We start from the raw sequence: 16,180 nt of genomic DNA on the forward strand, positions 1-16,180 counted from the left end.
TCAGGCCGCGAGCTTCTTGACGATGCGCTCGACGGTGAGCCAGGTGCGGGTGGTGATGTCCTTGCCGTACGTCTTGTCCAGCCAGGCCATGAAGTCCGGCGTCTTGCCCGGCTCGCTGTTGTCGATGACCGCGAGGAAGGCGCGCGCTGCCTTGTCGTAGGCGACGATCCTGGTGAGCGGATCGGGTTGCTCGGGCAGTGTCGCCGGATGCTCGGCCGTGTCCTTGAGGAATGTGGCGATCAGATAGGTGCCGCGCCCGTGGGTCAGGCCGGGGAACGGGTCGCTGTCCAGCAGCGCGCGCAGTTCGTCGTGGCTGCGGATGATCGTGCCGCCGCCGATCCCGAGTTCGGCGGTCAGCGCCTGCTGGATACGCTCCTCCAACGCGGGCACGTCGGTCTCCGCGCTGCGGAACACGATGTTGCCGCTGGCCAGCACCGAACCGACTCCCTCGAATCCGAGCGCCTCGAATACCGCCCGCAACTTCGCGTTGCTCATGTTCGGGTTGCTCGGCGTGATCCCCCGCAGCAGGGCGGCATAGGCAGTCATAGCGCCGAACCTACTCGTCCGCACCGACGAATCCAGGGCTTCACCGAGCAGGTCCCACCGGCTCGGATGCCAGGGTGAGTCACCTCGCTGCGCGACTCATCCGGCTGTTTCGCCGTCAGGCGGTCTGTGTGGCGCCGTTCTTCTTGCGCGCGATGTCCTCCAGCGCGGCGAAGTACTTGGCGCGCTCTTCAGCGCCCGCCTCCCAGGCCGCCTTGCGGTTCTTGACCACCTTGGCCGGTGCGCCGACGGCGATGCTGTAGTCCGGGATCTCGCCTTTGACCACGGCGTGCGCGCCGAGTACGCAGCCGCGGCCGACGCGGGTCTCGCGCAGCACGGTCACCTTGGCGGCGATCCAGGTGTCGGGACCGATGCGGACCGGGCTCTTCACGATGCCCTGGTCCTTGATCGGCACGGTGATGTCGTCCATCTTGTGGTCGAAGTCGCAGATGTAGCACCAGTCGGCCACCAGGGTCGAGTCCCCGATCTCGATGTCGAGGTAGGTGTTGACGACGTTGTCCTTGCCGAACACCACCTTGTCGCCGATGCGCAGCGAACCCTCGTGGCAGCGGATCGCGTTGCCGTCGCCGATGTGCACCCAGCGGCCGATCTCCATGCGGCTCAGCTCCGGCGTCGCATGGATCTCCACGCGGCGGCCGAGGAACACCATGCCGCGCAGCACGATGTGCGGGTTGGCCAGGCGGAATTTGAGCAGCCGGTAGTAGCGCACCAGATACCAGGGCGTGTACGCCCGATTCGCGAGCACCCAGCGCAGCGACGCCAGCGTCAGAAAACGCGCCTGCTGCGGATCCCGGCGGCGCGATCCCCGCCAGCGCGAGCGCAACGGTGCGCCCCACATGCTCGTCACGAACGGTTCTCCTGTCGTGGTCCTACGGCCGTCGCCCGCCTCGCGGCGACGGATAGAGCCTATCGCCCACGACGAGCACCGTGACGAGCACCCGCGACGACAACGCCGGGACGCGTTCACCCGCGCACGGGCCTCCCGTACAGTGACTCGTGCGCCGGAGACGGCGACGGCGAACGCCAACGACGACAGGAGTGCGGCAGGTGCGAAGCGGCGGCGTACTGGCTACTTCCATGTGGCGACCGTCCCGGAAACGTGCCCCGGTCGTGCTGGCCGTGCTGGTTACGGTCGGTGCGCTGGCATCGACCGGTTGCGGCACCGATTACGACGACATCACCGTCGGCTCCGGCAAGGGCTGGACCGCCGCCTACCACGACGGCCGCAACAGCGGCACCAGTCCGGTCACCGGATCGCAAAAGATCGAGCTGAGCTGGTCGCGGCCGGTCGGCGGGCCGATCGCCCAGCCGATCACGCTGGGGCCCGACAGTCAGCTGTTCGTCACCACGCAACTGCCGAACTGTTCGATCTTCTCCTTCCAGATGGCCACCGGTCGCAAGCGGTTCTGCAATGCCTTGGGCTCGAGCGCGATCTCGGCGCCGTCCGCGGTCGACGGGATGACCAACGTCTACGTCGGCGACGACAGCAGGGTGATCTCGTTCAACTACCTGGGGCAGCCGCGATGGGCCACGCCCGTTGCCGGAACGCCGGTCTCGGTGCAGTTCACCGGTGACGGAAAGCTGCTGACGGTCACGCAATCCGGCCAGGTCGACGTGCTGTCGCGGCAGACCGGCGATCGAATGGTGCCGACCGTGCAACTGCTCGGCGAGCCGGACTTCCTCGCCCACGCCAACCTCGGCTGGCCTGCCGCAGGTCAGGGACTGGACGACTGCGCCGCCGGAGGGCCGCAGTGCCCCGTCGCGAACATCTCCCCGATCGACACCGCGAGCGGCCGTTTCTATGTGACGTTGTGGCAGCCGGGTCGGCCGTCCGGGGCGGTGGTCGCGCTGCGCTATGCCGATGGCAAGGTCGAGCGGGAGTGGAGCGCCGAACTGCTGCAGCGCGGCAGCGCGACCAGCCCGGCCCTGTCCGCCGACGGCGGCACCCTCTACGTCGGCGACAACAGCAATCGGCTGATCGCCCTCGATACCGTCGACGGGCGGACCAAGTGGGTCCACCAGTTGGAGTGGGCGCCGCGCGGCGGCATCTCGGTATCCGGCGACGGCCTGATCATCCCGTCCGGCGACGACGGCTACCTGCTCGGGCTGCGGGACAACGGCGACGCGGTTGAAACTGTTTGGGAGCGAAAAGATCTCGCGCTGCGCGGGCCTGCGGCGCAGACAGCGGGCGACACCGGATACGCCGCCGCGGCGATCGGAGACGGCCTGAATCTCGTCACCTTCGACACGCAGACCGGAGCCACCATCGACTCCGACGTCCTGCCGGGCGCGAAGGGGACCGTCACGGGCACGTCGGTGGGCGCGAAGGGCGAGGTCGTGGTCGCCACCCGGATCGGCGAGATCTTCGCGTTCGAACCGGAGTAGAGTCACCTCGAACTTGTCGTGTTCCGGTTCGAGCGGGGGGAACTATGGCCAGGGGCCGGAATTCTCCCGCGGCTCGGTAAGGCGACGATAGTCGCGATCGCTCTACTCACGTCTACCGCCGCGTGCGCTGACACGGTCGACGGGCAGCCGGTGGCAGTGCCGCGAAGCCCGGCCGCGACCACACCGGCGAAGGTGACCGGCGAGCCGTTCGCCGAACACGCCGTCGACGACGAATGCGTGCTCAGCGGTGGGGAAATCAGCGCCCTCGCGGATGTGAGCCTCGGCGACGGGCGAGACACCAGCACCGAACGCCACGACGGTTCCTATGGTCGAAGCTGCACCTACCACCTCACAGCCGGCTGAGTACTGTCCTTCAGCGCATCCATCGAAGTGGCGCGGCCACAACAGGGTTCGGTGACCGAGGCGACCATAGCGCGGCTGACGAATCCGACCGACCAGCGATGGGCGGCCGCTGCGAGACTCGTCGTCGCCGCCCTTCCCGCGTAGAAGCGATTCGAGCAGACATCCGATGATCACGGGGTGGAACAGAGGAAGACCGTCGCGGCGCGGCCGATGCGAGTGATAACCAGCGTATGCGGCCGGGTGCCGTGGAGTTTGAGTCGCGAACGCAGCGCGTCAGGATCCACATCGACGCCCCGGACGAGAATTTCGAGAGGCCCGCAATCGCGGCGATGCAGTTCGGCGCGCAGGATTTTCTCGCGAAAATCCATGCGATCGAGGATGCGGAAACCACGTACACCCTCGGGAACGGTGTCGCCGGTGAGATAGGCGATGCGTGGATCCAGTTGCCACAGGCCGTATTTCGAGGCGTAATGACGGACGAGCCCGGCGCGCACGATCGCACCGTCCGGATCGATGATCCACTGCCCCGGCGCGCGCTCATCGATGTCGTCGGGCTCGGCGTCGGTGATGGTCCACGCGGCTCCCTTGGCGGAGAGCACCGTCGCGCGACGGGTGACGCCGGACTCGGTGAGTCCCGCGGACCACAGGCATGCCTCACGCACCGAGCCGTCGAGCGAGACCACCTCCACCTCACCCGACCAGCCGAGCCGGTCGAAATCGAGACCGGGCGCGCACTTCACGGCCAGATCGCGACCCGCGTAGGCAGCGAGCAGGTCCGGCAGCGGCGGGCTCAGCGCGGCCGGGTCATGGGTGCGCCTGCCGTCGGCGCGCCGGGCGGGGTCGGCGATGATCACGGTGTCGCGACTGCTCGGACACAGCGCATCCGCGCGGACCAGCATCACGTTTCGGGTTCGCTCCGCAGGTCCCCCGGCGGACGCGAGCGGACCCGGCTCCGCCGCCTCGTGCCAGTGCGGCCCCAGATTGTGCGCGGCGAAAGCCAGCCGCACTTCGTCCAGATCGCTGCCGAGCACCGCCGGGCACACCCGGGCCAGCTCGACGAGTTCGGCTCCGATCGAGCAGGTGACGTCGTGCACCGTCCGTCCGGCCAGCCGGGCGGCACGCTGCCGCGCGACGAGCGTCGGGGTGGCCTGTTGCAGCGCGTCGTCGGTGAAGAGCCACTGCGCGGCATCGAGGAGCTTCGCGCCTGCCCTGCGCCGCAAGCGCACGGTCTCGATCAGGGCCGCCGTTCGGTCGCCGTGCGTGCGGCGCACCTGTTCGAGATCGCGCAAGTGCGTCGCCGGGGTCAGCTCCAGCAGGGCCACCTCGGTCAGCGCGGCATTGCCTGCCGCGCTACCCAGGTACCGGACATCCTCGTGGGAGAAGCGATAGCCCACTACCGATCCCCCAGGACGTCCGTCCCACCGCTGTCGCGGCGTGCCGCCTCGGGAGCCCGGCGCGGGAATGCGACCAGGGGCTCGCACCCCTCGACTGCACCGACCGTGCCATCGTGGGGAGCGACATGGTCGCGAAGGGTGACGCGGCCCACTACTTTCCGGCGGAGCTCGGCTTCACGCCGGTGATCATGGCGTTGTAGAAGAACTGACGCGGAACCACGCGGCGCATGACGTTCTCGTCCACCCAACTCAGCCCCAGCCAGGCGCGGTACATCGCCATCCGGTAGCGCCAGGTGAGCTTCTCGGCGGGCACGGCCGCCTCGAAGGTGCGCACCGGCCAGCCCCACAGCGCGGCCGCGAATTCCTCGGTCTTGGCGGCCACCTCGACAGCGCCCGCCGAGCGGGCCATCGCCTCCAGGGCGCGCGGGTCGAAGGTGTGCAGGTCGACGACCGCTTCCAGGGCCGCGGCGCGCGAGGACTCGTCCAGCTCCTCCTGCGGGCGCCGCCAGTCGCTGAGCATCGGCAGCTTGGTGACCGTGGTGGTGGCCTTCCAGGTGATCCGGCCCAACCAGCGCGCGTAGAAGTTGCCGACCGTGGTCGGCTCACCGGCGAACACGAAGCGCCCGCCCGGCTTCAGCACGCGCAGGCACTCCTTGAGCGCCAATTCGACGTCCGGGATGTGGTGCAGCACCGCGTGACCGACCACCAGATCGAAGGTGTCGTCCTCGTAAGGGATGGTCTCGGCGTCGGCGACCCGGCCGTCCACGTCCAACCCGAGGTTCTGCGCGTTGCGCAGCGCGACCTTCACCATGCCCGGCGACAGGTCGGTGACCGAGCCGGACTTCGCCACGCCCGCCTGCATCAGGTTCAGCAGGAAGAAGCCGGTACCGCAACCCAGTTCGAGCGCCTTGTCGTAGGGCAGCGGGGCGGGACCGACGGCCGCGTCGAACCGGCCGCGCGCGTATTCGATACAGCGCTCGTCATAGGAAATGGACCATTTGTCGTCATAGGTCTCGGCTTCCCAGTCGTGGTAGAGAACCTGGGCCAGCTTCGTATCCTTGAGCGCTGCTTCGACCTCTGCCTCGGTGGCGTGCGGGTTCGGCGCGGGGTCGTCGGGACGTACCGTCATGGTCGGCAAGCCTACCCAAATCCCCAGTTGACGCCTGCTATCGCCCCACGAATTGCGCCGACCCCGGACCGTCGGCCAAATAGGAACCTGTTCCTATCAGGCGATCTTCCGTGGTGAACAGGACCGACCACTCGTCACGGGCGCGATCCAGACCGTGCGGACCGGCTTCGAAGACCGCTTTGGTGGCGGCCAGCGCGCGGGCGGGACCATCGGCGAACTGGCGCGCCCAACCCATCGCGGCGGTGTACACGTCGTCCGGCGCGACGACCTCGTCCACCAGGCCGAGAGCCTTCGCCTCCTCCGGCTCGACGAAACGGCCGGTGTAGACGAGGTCCTTGGCCGGGCCCGGCCCGATCAGCAGCGCCAGGCGCCGGATGCCCGCGAGCGGGATCAGGCCGGTTTTGATCTGCGGCAGACCCAGCTTCACGTTGTCACCGATGACGCGGCGATCCGCGCCCAGCGCCAGTTCCAGCCCGCCGCCGAGGCAGTAACCGCTGATCGCCGCGACAGTGGGCTGCGGGATCCTGGCCAGGCAGCCCAGGGCCCGCTGGAGATCGGCCGCCATGGCGGTGGCCTCGTCACTGCCCAGCCCGCTCAGTTCGGCCACGTCGTCACCCGCCGAGAACACTCGTTCGTCGCCGTACACGACCACCGCGGCGACGCCCGGGTCCGCGGCGACGGCGTCGGCCGCCTCGGCCAGCTCGCGCACCAGCTGCAGATTCAGCAGATTCAGCGGCGGGCGATCGATCCGGAGGACGGCCACGCGGCGCGCGGCATCACCCTCGGGCAGATCCAGGGTCACGAATTCGGCCATGAGAGGTCACGCTACCGCGTGCTCACCGGCGTGGGCGGTCAGGTCCGGAGGAGGTAGCGCAGCGTAACCACGCAGGACCCCGCCCACGCCGACCAACAGACACAGCGTGGGCGGTCAGGTCCGGAGGAGGTAGCGCAGCGTAACCACGCAGGACCCCGCCCACGCCGACCAACAGACACAGCGTGGGCGGTCAGGACCGGAGGAGGTAGCGCAGCGTAACCACGCAGGACCCCGCCCACGCCGACCAACAGACACAGCGTGGGCGGTCAGGACCGGAGGAGGTAGCGCAGCGTAACCACGCAGGACCCCGCCCACGCCGACCAACAGACACAGCGTGGGCGGTCAGCGCGCGGACCCCTTCAGCCGTCGAGCATCCGGAAGATCGGCGAAGTAGCGCTGGTTGTCCGGGAACGACAGCCTCCGCTTGCCGTCCAGATCGGCCAGTACGGGCAGGATCGGATCGATGGCCCGCTGCGCGGCCAGGATGTCGGCGGTGGAGCGGAACGCACCCAGCGCGACCAGCTGCGACCAGGTCGGCGGCAGCAGCACGTCGGCGCCCGAACGCCATCGGTCCAGCGCCGCCGCCGGGGTGCTCCAGCGCACCTCCGCCGCCTCGGACGTGGCGCCGTCGGCCCGCTGTCCTTGCGGCAGCACCGCGACGAAGAACCGGGTGTCGTAGCGGCGCGGCTCGATGACCGGGGTGATCCAATTCGCCCACGGCCGCAGCAGGTCGGCGCGCAGCACGAGCCTCTCCTCGGCGAGGAACGACGCCAGCGACAGTTCCCTGCGCTCGAGCCTGCCGCGCGCGTCCCGGTACCCGGCGGTGTCGGAGACGACGCTGTCGGCGGTCGGGCCGGCCAGCAGCACACCGCACTCCTCGAACGTCTCCCGCACCGCCGCGCAGACCAGCGCCTTGGCCCTCGGCTCGGTGGTGGCGAATCGCTCGGCCCACCAGGCGGGCTCCGGTCCGGCCCAGGCGATGTTCGCGGTCGCGTCGGACGGGTCGACGCCGCCACCAGGGAACACGGTCATGCCCGCGGCGAACGCCATGGCGCCGACCCGGCGCTGCAGGAAGATCTCGGGCCCGTCGACGCCGTCGCGCACGAGCATCACCGTTGACGCGTCCTTCAGCGGCGGCGCCTGTTGCTGAGAGTCTGCCTGCGCTTCTGTCTCACTCACGTCTGCACCCTAACGCGCGCTTGGTGAGCGACGACACGGCCGTTGCCGGTCAGCGGGTGCGGTGCCTGCCCGCGCGCCGCGCACGCCGCGCGAAGTAGCGGCCGTCGACTCGATCCAGCGCGATCGATTGCCGGAAGGCGTCGCTGAGGTTCTCCGCGGTGAGCACGTCGGAGAGCAAGCCCTGCGCGACCACTGAGCCTTCGTTGAGCAGCAGGCCGTGGGTGAATCCGGGCGGGATCTCCTCGACGTGATGGGTGACCAGCACGATCGCGGGCGAGTCCGGGTCCGCGGCCAGATCGCCGAGCCGCTCGACCAGTTCCTCCCGGCCGCCCAGATCCAGGCCCGCGGCCGGTTCGTCGAGCAACAACAGCTCGGGATCGGTCATCAGGGCGCGGGCGATGAGCACCCGTTTGCGCTCGCCCTCCGACAGCGTTCCGTAGGTGCGGTCCGACAGGTGCTCGGCGCCGAGACTTTCCAGCATGTCGATGGCGCGATCGGTGTCCATGTCGTCGTAGCGCTCGCGCCAGCGGCCGAGCACCGCGTAACCGGCGGACACCACCAGATCGCTGACCTTCTCATCGATCGGGACCCGGCTGGCCACCGCGGCCGAGGACAGGCCGATGCGCGGACGCAACTCGCTGACGTCCACTTTCCCGATCCGCTCGCCGAGCAGATGGGCGACGCCCGCGGTCGGGTGCATCTCGGCGGCGGCCATTCGCAGCAGCGAGGTCTTGCCCGCGCCGTTGGGGCCGAGGACCACCCAGCGTTCGTCGAGCTCGACCTGCCAGGTGACCGGACCGACGAGGGTATGCCCCGAGCGGCGGACGGTCACGTCGGTGAAATCGATGAGCAGATCGGGATCCGGTTGCGGCACGGGCTCCATCTTGGCCCACCTGAGGGGGCACTTGCCAACGCGGGGAGGGGAAAGCCGAGCCGTGGCTGGAATCCGTGCCCGATCGCAGCCATCAGGGCCGTATCGCCCGAGCGTCCGACACGCCCGCGACGTCACCGCGCGATGTTCACCAGGATCGGGCGGGGACGGCGATCACCGTCATGGAGCCCGGCGCAACCTCGGTGTAGCCCGCGTCGCGCACGGCGACCGCGCCGCCCTCGGCCACCTGCTCGACCAGCGCGGCCCAGCGTCCCGCGTCGGCCTCGCGCACCGCGCAGCGGAAGCCGAGTTCGGCCCAGCGCCGCGCGTGCTCGACCGGCAGCGCGCCCGCCAGCAGCATGCTCGCGTGGCCCACCTGGGCGGCCGCCTTGCCCAGTGTCATCCCGAGCCCGGTGTTCACCCACAGGACGGGCAGGCTCGGATCGGGCGGCCCGGGCTCGTCGTGCTCGAGATCGGTGCCGCCGATCTGCAGACGCTTGATCCGTGGATCGACCCGGCCCACCGGCCCCGGGACCAGCGCCCGCGCCCGCGCACCGTCGATCTCGACGGTGACGCCGTCCACCGCGCAGGTCGCCTGCCACTGGGCGCCCCGCGCGCGACGAGCCACCTTGCGGATGCGGGATCGCTTCCACGCCAGATACGGCTCTTCCCATTCGCCACACGGCCCGACCCGCTCGTCCAGGCACAGCGCCACCGCGGCGGCCGCCGCCGCGGCCAGCAGGGCGCTGCGCGGGGGCGGATCGGCTTTGGGCAAGTGCAGGACCATCTGCATCGCCTGCACCATGGCGGGGTCGTCCGGGTCGGCCGCCCCGTAGTAGCCGCGGGCCAGTTCCGCATGCCGGGCGTCGAATGCCGCGATATCCGATGTCGTTGTGGTGACGTCCGATGTGGCTGCCGCCGCGGATGGCTCGGCGCCGCAGTCCGGCATGCTCGTCATCACCGCACCTCGATCGTCAACGAGAACGTCCGGGCCGGCTCCAAACCCTGGTCCCACGGACGCGTGTACTCCATCTTCAATGTGGTCGCACCCGTCCCGACGCCTACGAAGCTCCACACGGCCGTGCCGCCGGCGCCCGGCGCGACCGGCGCGGCCGCATCCGGTTCGAAATCGGCCTCGCCGTCCGGTTTCACCACCGACGAGTCGAGTGCCGCGACGCTCCAGGAGTATCCGGTCGACGGGTTGGCAGGCAGGGCGACCACGAGCCGCTGTCCGGCCGACAGCCGCCGCTGCTGCGCGTTGTCGGCCTCACCTACGCGCACAACGGCATTCGCGACCTCGGCGGTGGTCGTCTCCGACGAGCCGTTGCCGCACCCCGCCACCGCCGATCCGATCAGCAGCACAAGCAGGGACTTCCGCACCCTTCCTCCGATCGCCGAATGATCAACCCGCAGTGAGCCTACCGATCGGCGGCTGCGCACACCGGCGCGCTGTCCGGGGTGTGGGTCCGGACCGCTCACCCCAGCGGGACGCGACGCAGCAAACCGTCCCTGGCGTCGGCGGCTTCCACTTCGTGCCGGGTGACTCCGAGAATGAACAGGACGGCGTCCAGGTACGGGTGCGAGAGCGCGGCGTCGGCGACCTCGCGCAGCGCGGGTTTGGCGTTGAAGGCGACGCCCAGCCCGGCGGCGTTGAGCATGTCGATGTCGTTGGCGCCGTCGCCCACCGCGACGGTCTGTTCCATCGGCACCCCGGCCTCGGCCGCGAACTTGCGCAGCGCGGTCGCCTTGGCCGCGCGGTCGACGATCTCGCCGACGACCCGGCCCGTCAGCTTGCCGTCCACGACCTCCAGCGTGTTCGCCTGCACGAAGTCCAACTCCAGCTCGTGCGCCAGCGGTTCGATCACCTGACGGAAACCGCCGGACACCACGCCGCAGCGGAAACCGATCCGGCGCAGCGTGCGGATGGTGGTGCGCGCGCCGGGGGTCAACGCGATCCGGTCGGCCACCTCCTCGATCACCGACTCGTCCAATCCGGCCAGCGTCGCGACCCGCTGCCGCAGCGATTCGGCGAAGTCGATCTCTCCGCGCATGGCGGCCTCGGTCACCTTGCGGACCTCGTCCTCCACACCCGCGTGTGCGGCGAGCATCTCGATAACCTCGCCCTGGATCAGGGTCGAGTCGACGTCGAACACGATCAGCCGCTTGCCGCGGCGGGCCAGACCGGCCCGCTCCACCGCGACGTCCACCTGCTCGGCCACCGCGACCTCGGCCAGTGCCGTGCGCAGCCGCGAATCAGTGTCCGGGCCGGAGTCGATGGCGGTGACCATCAGCTCCATGCCGGTCACCGGGTAATCGGCGATGCCGCGAATGGAGTCGATATTGGCGCCGAGGGCGGCCAGTTGCCGCGACACCGCGCTGAACGCGCGCGCGGTCACCGGGCTACCGAGGATGACCACCGCGTGGGTGGACATCGGCTGCCTGCCGATCGCCGCGTCCACTTCCACGTCGACGTGCATGCCGACGGTGTTCATGGCCTCTTCGAGCTCGTCCTGCAACGCCTCGGCGTCGGTCGGGCAGATGACCAGGACACCCAGGGTCAGCCTCCCCCGGATCACGACCTGCTCCACGTCCAGCAGACTCACCCGGTGCCGGGACATCGCCGCGAGCAGCACGGACGTCACACCGGGGCGGTCCGGCCCGGTGACGGTGACGAGAACGGTGGTGTCGGCCAACTGATGCGCTCCAAACTCGGTGTTCGCCGTCGCTGTCGGTGGACATCGTTGTCGTGACGCCAACGGTGCGTACTGCTCTCCACAAAAGAGTGTGCACCCGCTGTCACCAGCAGGTGCACACTCATGGCGGTATCTTTCGCCTACTTCGTCAACGCGGCCGTCTCGTGGACCTCGGTGGCGTGCTTGCCCGCACCCCAGCCCACGTGGGCCTCGGCGCGCATGCGCTCGATCATGTGCGGGTAGTGCAGCTCGAAGGCGGGACGCTCGGAGCGGATGCGCGGCAGCTCGTAGAAGTTGTGCCGCGGCGGCGGGCAGGTGGTGGCCCACTCCAGCGAGTTGCCGTAGCCCCACGGGTCGTCCACGGTGACCACCTCGCCGTAGCGGTAGCTCTTGAAGACGTTCCACAGGAACGGCAGCATCGACGCGCCGAGCACGAAGGCGCCGATCGTGGAGATCGTGTTCAGCGTGGTGAAGCCGTCGCTGGGCAGGTAGTCGGCGTAGCGGCGCGGCATGCCCTCGGCGCCCAGCCAGTGCTGGACGAGGAAGGTGGTGTGGAAGCCGATGAACGTCGTCCAGAAGTGCCACTTGGCCAGGCGCTCGTCCAGCATGCGTCCGGTCATCTTCGGGAACCAGAAGTAGATGCCCGCGTAGGTGGCGAACACGATGGTGCCGAAGAGCACGTAGTGGAAGTGCGCCACGACGAAGTACGAGTCGGTGACGTGGAAGTCCAGCGGCGGGCTGGCCAGGATGACGCCGGACAGGCCACCGAAGAGGAAGGTGACGATGAACCCGATGGAGAACAGCATCGGCGACTCGAAGGTCAGCTGACCGCGCCACATCGTGCCGATCCAGTTGAAGAACTTCACACCGGTCGGGACCGCGATGAGGAAGGTCATGAACGAGAAGTACGGCAGCAGGACCGCGCCGGTGGCGTACATGTGGTGCGCCCACACCGCGATGGACAACGCGGCGATACCCAGGGTGGCGTAGACCAGCGTGGTGTAACCGAAGATCGGCTTACGCGAGAAGACCGGGAAGATCTCCGAGACGATGCCGAAGAACGGCAGCGCGATGATGTACACCTCGGGGTGGCCGAAGAACCAGAACAGGTGCTGGTAGAGCAGGATGCCGCCGGTCGCGGGGTCGTAGATGTGGCCACCCAGGTGGCGGTCGTAGGCCAGGCCGAACAGCGCGGCGGTCAGCAGCGGGAAGGCCAGCAGCACCAGGACGCTGGTGACGGCGATGTTCCAGGTGAAGATCGGCATCCGGAACATGGTCATACCGGGAGCACGCAGGCAGACCACGGTGGTCAGCATGTTCACGCCACCGAGGATGGTGCCCAGACCGGACACCGCGAGGCCCAGGATCCACAGGTCGGTTCCGACGCCGGGCGAGTGCAGGATGTCGGTCAGCGGCACGTACGCCGTCCAGCCGAAGTCCGCGGCGCCGCCCGGGGTGATGAAGCCCGCGGTCGCCATGCTGGCGCCGAACGCGTACAGCCAGTAGCTGAAGGCATTCAGGCGGGGGAAGGCGACGTCGGGGGCGCCGATCTGCAGCGGCAGGATGATGTTGGCGAAGCCGAACACGATCGCGGTCGCGTAGAACAGCAGCATGATCGTGCCGTGCATGGTGAACAGCTGGTTGAACTGCTCGGTCGACAGGAACTGCAGGCCGGGGCGCGCGAGCTCACCGCGCATCAGCAGCGCCATCAGGCCACCGATGAGGAAGAAGCCCATCGACGTGGTCAGGTACATGACACCCAGGACCTTGGGGTCCGTGGTGGTGACCATCTTGTAGATGAACGAGCCCTTCGGCCCGGTCCGAGCCGGATAAGGCCGAGTCGCTTCCAACTGAGGGACTGGCTGGGGCTCTACGGCAGTCACTGATCCTCCTGAAAGGTGCCTTTAGGTCGCTCCGCAGGCTCCGCTGATCGCATCCATCCGCTATGTCGGGACAGACGACAGTTCGCTTGCGCTCTTCGAATCGTAAACCGTGGCGATGGAGCGAGCCGAACGGGTCCTACTCTCTGTCGTATTTGTTCGGCCGCACCTGCGGCACGGCGTGTTCGCGGTCCCCTCGGGGCTCGGGTTGCGATTCTGGTCCTACTGCGGTCGGCACCGATCAGTTCGGCGGGCCGGGTCCGTCTGTACCGGTGACATCAGTTCACCTCGCAGCCAGGAGAACCAGTGATGACGAAACCGAACGACACCAAGCCGGGCGATCCCTGTTGGGTAGAGCTGTACACCTCCGATCCCGACCGGAGCATCGCGTTCTATCGCGACCTGTTCGGGTGGACCGCCGAGAGCGCGGGCGAGGAGTTCGGCGGCTATATCACCTTCCGCAAGGACGGGCGCGCGGTGGCGGGCGCGATGGCCAGGATGCCCGGCGACACTGACAGCCCGGAACAGTGGACGGTGTATCTGGCCAGTCCCGATGCCCAGGCCACCGCCGACGCGGCGACCGCGGCGGGGGCGTCGCTGGTCGTGCCGCCGATGGCGGTCGGCGAGCTGGGCACGATGGCCGTGCTCGGCGACGTCGGGGGCGCGGGCGTCGGCATCTGGCAGGCCGGGACGTTCCCCGGTTTCGAGACCATGGGCCTGGTCTCCGGCGGGCAGTGGCGCGACCACGCGGGCGCACCGTCGTGGTTCGAGTTGCACACCCGCGCCTACGACGCCTCGCTGACGTTCTACCGCGACGTGTTCGGCTGGTCGGACGTCTTGACGATCTCCGACGTCCCGGAATTCCGCTACTCCACCATCCACGCGGAGAGTCCGATGCTCGGCGGCGTCATGGACGCCTCGGCGTTCCTGCCCGAAGGCGCACCCGCCGGCTGGACCGTCTACTTCGGCGCCGACGACGTGGACAAGACCGTCGACCGGCTCGCCGAACTGGGCGGCTCGGTGCTCTCGCCCCCGGAGAACACCCCCTACGGCCGCATGGCCGCGGTCACCGACGCCACCGGCGCCCGCTTCAGCATCGGCGGCGAGAAAGCGTGATTCACGGCGCCGTCCGGCGCTGCGAATCAGACACGGTACCCTCAGCCGCATGCCGCTGAGCGCCTTCGTTCGCTTCCGAAACCGCACAGCTTCTCCCACACCCGCCGCCGCGGGTCGCCGGGTGATCGTGGTCGCCGCCGTGTGCGCGACCGTTCTGGCGGCGGGCTGTGGCGGCAAGAGCGACGACGACGTCTCGATCGTGCGCACCACCACGAATATCGCGGGTGCGGGCGTGGTGGGTCTGGAGCGTGACACCACCCGGGCGTGCGCGTTGCCGAGCGCGCCGGACCCGGCGGATGCGCAGACCCGGAGCGTCACGCATGCGGCGGGGGTCTCCGAGGTGCCCGCCGATCCACAGCGCATCGTCGTGCTCACCACCTCCGCGCTGGACGCGGTCTGCGCGCTCGGCCTGTGGGAGCGGGTCGTCGGCACGGTGACCCTCGACGGGCCGAGCCCGCAACCGGCCTATCTGGGGACCGGCGTGCTGAAGATTCCCGGCGTCGGCACCGCCGCGCAACCCGACCCGGCCCGGATCGCCGATCTGCGCCCCGACCTGATCCTCGGCGAGATCCCCACCGGCGCGGCGAGTTTCGCCGCGCTCCAGGCCATCGCCCCGACCGTGCTGGTCGGCTCGAACAACAGCTGGCAGGCCGAATTCGCGGCTTTCGCCGCGGGTTTGGGACGTCTGGGCGCGGCGGAGACCGCCCTGCAGAACTACCGCACCGAGGCGCGCGACACCGGTGTCGCGCTGGCGGCGGGCCAGACCCAGGCATCGGTCATCCGGTTCACCGCCGACACCGACCAGGTGCAGGGCGGCGACAGCTTCGCGGGCCAGGTGCTCGGCGACGGGGGCGTGCAGCGGCCCGCCGCCCAGCGCGGCGCCTCGTTCGACGTGCGCGGGGGCGAGTTCGCCACGAAGGTGGAAGGCGACGTGATCTACGTGATCCTCGCGGGCCGGGAGGGCAAGGAGCACGGTGAAGCGGTGCTGCGCACCGACGAATGGAAGGAACTCGGCGCCGCCACCGACCGCCGGGTGTTCGCCGTGGAGGACAGCGTCTGGCACGGCGAGGGCCTCACCGCCGCCCGCGCCCTGCTCACCGATCTGCGCAACACGCTCAACGGCTACGTGACCGACTGAGCGCCACACCCTTGGGTGGGATTTCGCCCACCCTGGGAGTGCCCGGACCAGCGCTGGGGTTGCTGTCGGAAGGGCCGCTCGAGGACGAGATTAAGAGGTACGCAGAACAACCTCTCAATCGACACTCGAGGACACGAAATGCACACGCTGACCGATTCGCTCGCCGACAACCTCTACGTCCTGCCGCTGGCCGAGCCCGTCGCCGAGGTCGATCCGCAGGCGGTCGTGGTGTCCACCGCCGATTGCGACCTCACCTACGCCGAACTGGATCGCTGGTCCAACCGCCTCGCCCGCCTGCTGCTCGGCATCGGCGCGGGCCCCGGCACCCGCATCGCGGTGGCGATCGACCAGACCATCGAGTCCGTCGTGGCCGAGCGGGCCGCCACCAAGATCGGCGCAGTGACCGTCCCCGTGACCGAAGACGGCTCCTTCGCGCTCGGCACCCCGGTGGGCGTCACCACCAAGGATCAGCGGCCCGACCAGGCCGGCTCGATCACCTGGCTGGTGCTGGACGACCGCTCCACCCTCCAGCGCTACCTCACCAGTTCCTCCGCCCCGCTGGGCACCGCCGACCTGGATCTTCTTCCCGCATCCGCCTGACCGGGCATATCCCTCCCCACGCGACCCGAACAGCGATGTTCGGGTCGCGCAGTG

Annotated in this window: 16 protein-coding genes; 5 read left to right on the forward strand and 11 right to left on the reverse strand. The window is 69.3% G+C overall.

Annotated features, from left to right (window positions below):
- The gene (locus tag GVY39_RS03345) at positions 1-546 is read right to left on the reverse strand and encodes a DUF1697 domain-containing protein (RefSeq protein WP_159920388.1); all 546 of its coding nucleotides are present in this window, start codon (positions 544-546) and stop codon (positions 1-3) included.
- A gap of 115 nt (positions 547-661) precedes the next feature.
- Entirely contained in the window at positions 662-1,411 is a 750-nt protein-coding gene (locus GVY39_RS03350; protein WP_159920390.1) for an acyltransferase, read from the reverse strand.
- Positions 1,412-1,641: 230 nt separating this feature from the next.
- Here GVY39_RS03350 and GVY39_RS03355 point away from each other — a divergent pair, with 230 nt between their 5' ends.
- A complete protein-coding gene (locus tag GVY39_RS03355; RefSeq protein ID WP_159920392.1) occupies positions 1,642-2,949 on the forward strand; it encodes a PQQ-binding-like beta-propeller repeat protein in 1,308 nt (435 codons plus the stop codon).
- Between the two features lie 192 nt (positions 2,950-3,141).
- Positions 3,142-3,312: a hypothetical protein gene (locus GVY39_RS03360; protein ID WP_159920394.1), complete on the forward strand. Its 171-nt coding sequence runs from the start codon at positions 3,142-3,144 to the stop codon at positions 3,310-3,312.
- 170 nt (positions 3,313-3,482) lie between these two features.
- Here GVY39_RS03360 and GVY39_RS03365 read toward each other — a convergent pair whose 3' ends face one another.
- The 9 genes from GVY39_RS03365 to ctaD all read right to left on the reverse strand — a co-directional run bounded on the left by GVY39_RS03365 (position 3,483) and on the right by ctaD (position 13,275).
- Entirely contained in the window at positions 3,483-4,706 is a 1,224-nt protein-coding gene (locus tag GVY39_RS03365) for a class I SAM-dependent methyltransferase (protein WP_159920396.1), read from the reverse strand.
- 151 nt (positions 4,707-4,857) lie between these two features.
- On the reverse strand, positions 4,858-5,835 hold the full coding sequence (locus GVY39_RS03370) for a class I SAM-dependent methyltransferase (protein WP_159920398.1): 978 nt from the start codon (positions 5,833-5,835) through the stop codon (positions 4,858-4,860).
- Between the two features lie 37 nt (positions 5,836-5,872).
- The gene (locus GVY39_RS03375; protein ID WP_159920400.1) at positions 5,873-6,649 is read right to left on the reverse strand and encodes an enoyl-CoA hydratase-related protein; all 777 of its coding nucleotides are present in this window, start codon (positions 6,647-6,649) and stop codon (positions 5,873-5,875) included.
- Between the two features lie 342 nt (positions 6,650-6,991).
- Positions 6,992-7,759 carry an NUDIX hydrolase gene (locus GVY39_RS03380; protein WP_236565308.1) on the reverse strand — a complete coding sequence of 256 codons (768 nt, stop codon included), beginning with the start codon at positions 7,757-7,759 and terminating at the stop codon, positions 6,992-6,994.
- Between the two features lie 118 nt (positions 7,760-7,877).
- On the reverse strand, positions 7,878-8,711 hold the full coding sequence (locus GVY39_RS03385; protein WP_159921249.1) for an ABC transporter ATP-binding protein: 834 nt from the start codon (positions 8,709-8,711) through the stop codon (positions 7,878-7,880).
- 136 nt (positions 8,712-8,847) lie between these two features.
- The gene (locus GVY39_RS03390) at positions 8,848-9,657 is read right to left on the reverse strand and encodes an aminoacyl-tRNA hydrolase (protein ID WP_159921247.1); all 810 of its coding nucleotides are present in this window, start codon (positions 9,655-9,657) and stop codon (positions 8,848-8,850) included.
- Positions 9,657-10,079 (reverse strand): protease inhibitor I42 family protein, encoded by a 423-nt coding sequence (locus GVY39_RS03395; protein ID WP_159921245.1) that lies wholly within the window; start codon positions 10,077-10,079, stop codon positions 9,657-9,659. The genes GVY39_RS03390 and GVY39_RS03395 overlap by 1 nt, the downstream gene beginning before the upstream one ends.
- Positions 10,080-10,174: 95 nt before the next feature.
- The gene (serB, locus tag GVY39_RS03400; protein ID WP_159921243.1) at positions 10,175-11,392 is read right to left on the reverse strand and encodes a phosphoserine phosphatase SerB; all 1,218 of its coding nucleotides are present in this window, start codon (positions 11,390-11,392) and stop codon (positions 10,175-10,177) included.
- A 140-nt stretch (positions 11,393-11,532) separates the two neighbouring features.
- Positions 11,533-13,275: a cytochrome c oxidase subunit I gene (ctaD, locus tag GVY39_RS03405; RefSeq protein ID WP_159921241.1), complete on the reverse strand. Its 1,743-nt coding sequence runs from the start codon at positions 13,273-13,275 to the stop codon at positions 11,533-11,535.
- Between the two features lie 306 nt (positions 13,276-13,581).
- Here ctaD and GVY39_RS03410 point away from each other — a divergent pair, with 306 nt between their 5' ends.
- The 3 genes from GVY39_RS03410 to GVY39_RS03420 all read left to right on the forward strand — a co-directional run bounded on the left by GVY39_RS03410 (position 13,582) and on the right by GVY39_RS03420 (position 16,126).
- Positions 13,582-14,388, forward strand: coding sequence for a VOC family protein (locus GVY39_RS03410; RefSeq protein WP_159921239.1), 807 nt, complete (start codon positions 13,582-13,584; stop codon positions 14,386-14,388).
- Between the two features lie 49 nt (positions 14,389-14,437).
- Positions 14,438-15,526: an ABC transporter substrate-binding protein gene (locus GVY39_RS03415; RefSeq protein WP_159921237.1), complete on the forward strand. Its 1,089-nt coding sequence runs from the start codon at positions 14,438-14,440 to the stop codon at positions 15,524-15,526.
- Positions 15,527-15,664: 138 nt separating this feature from the next.
- Positions 15,665-16,126, forward strand: coding sequence for an AMP-binding protein (locus GVY39_RS03420; protein WP_159921235.1), 462 nt, complete (start codon positions 15,665-15,667; stop codon positions 16,124-16,126).
- Positions 16,127-16,180 lie beyond the last annotated feature (54 nt).

It is taken from the genome of Nocardia sp. CY15, from assembly GCF_009829295.1.
Taxonomy (GTDB): domain Bacteria; phylum Actinomycetota; class Actinomycetes; order Mycobacteriales; family Mycobacteriaceae; genus Nocardia; species Nocardia sputi.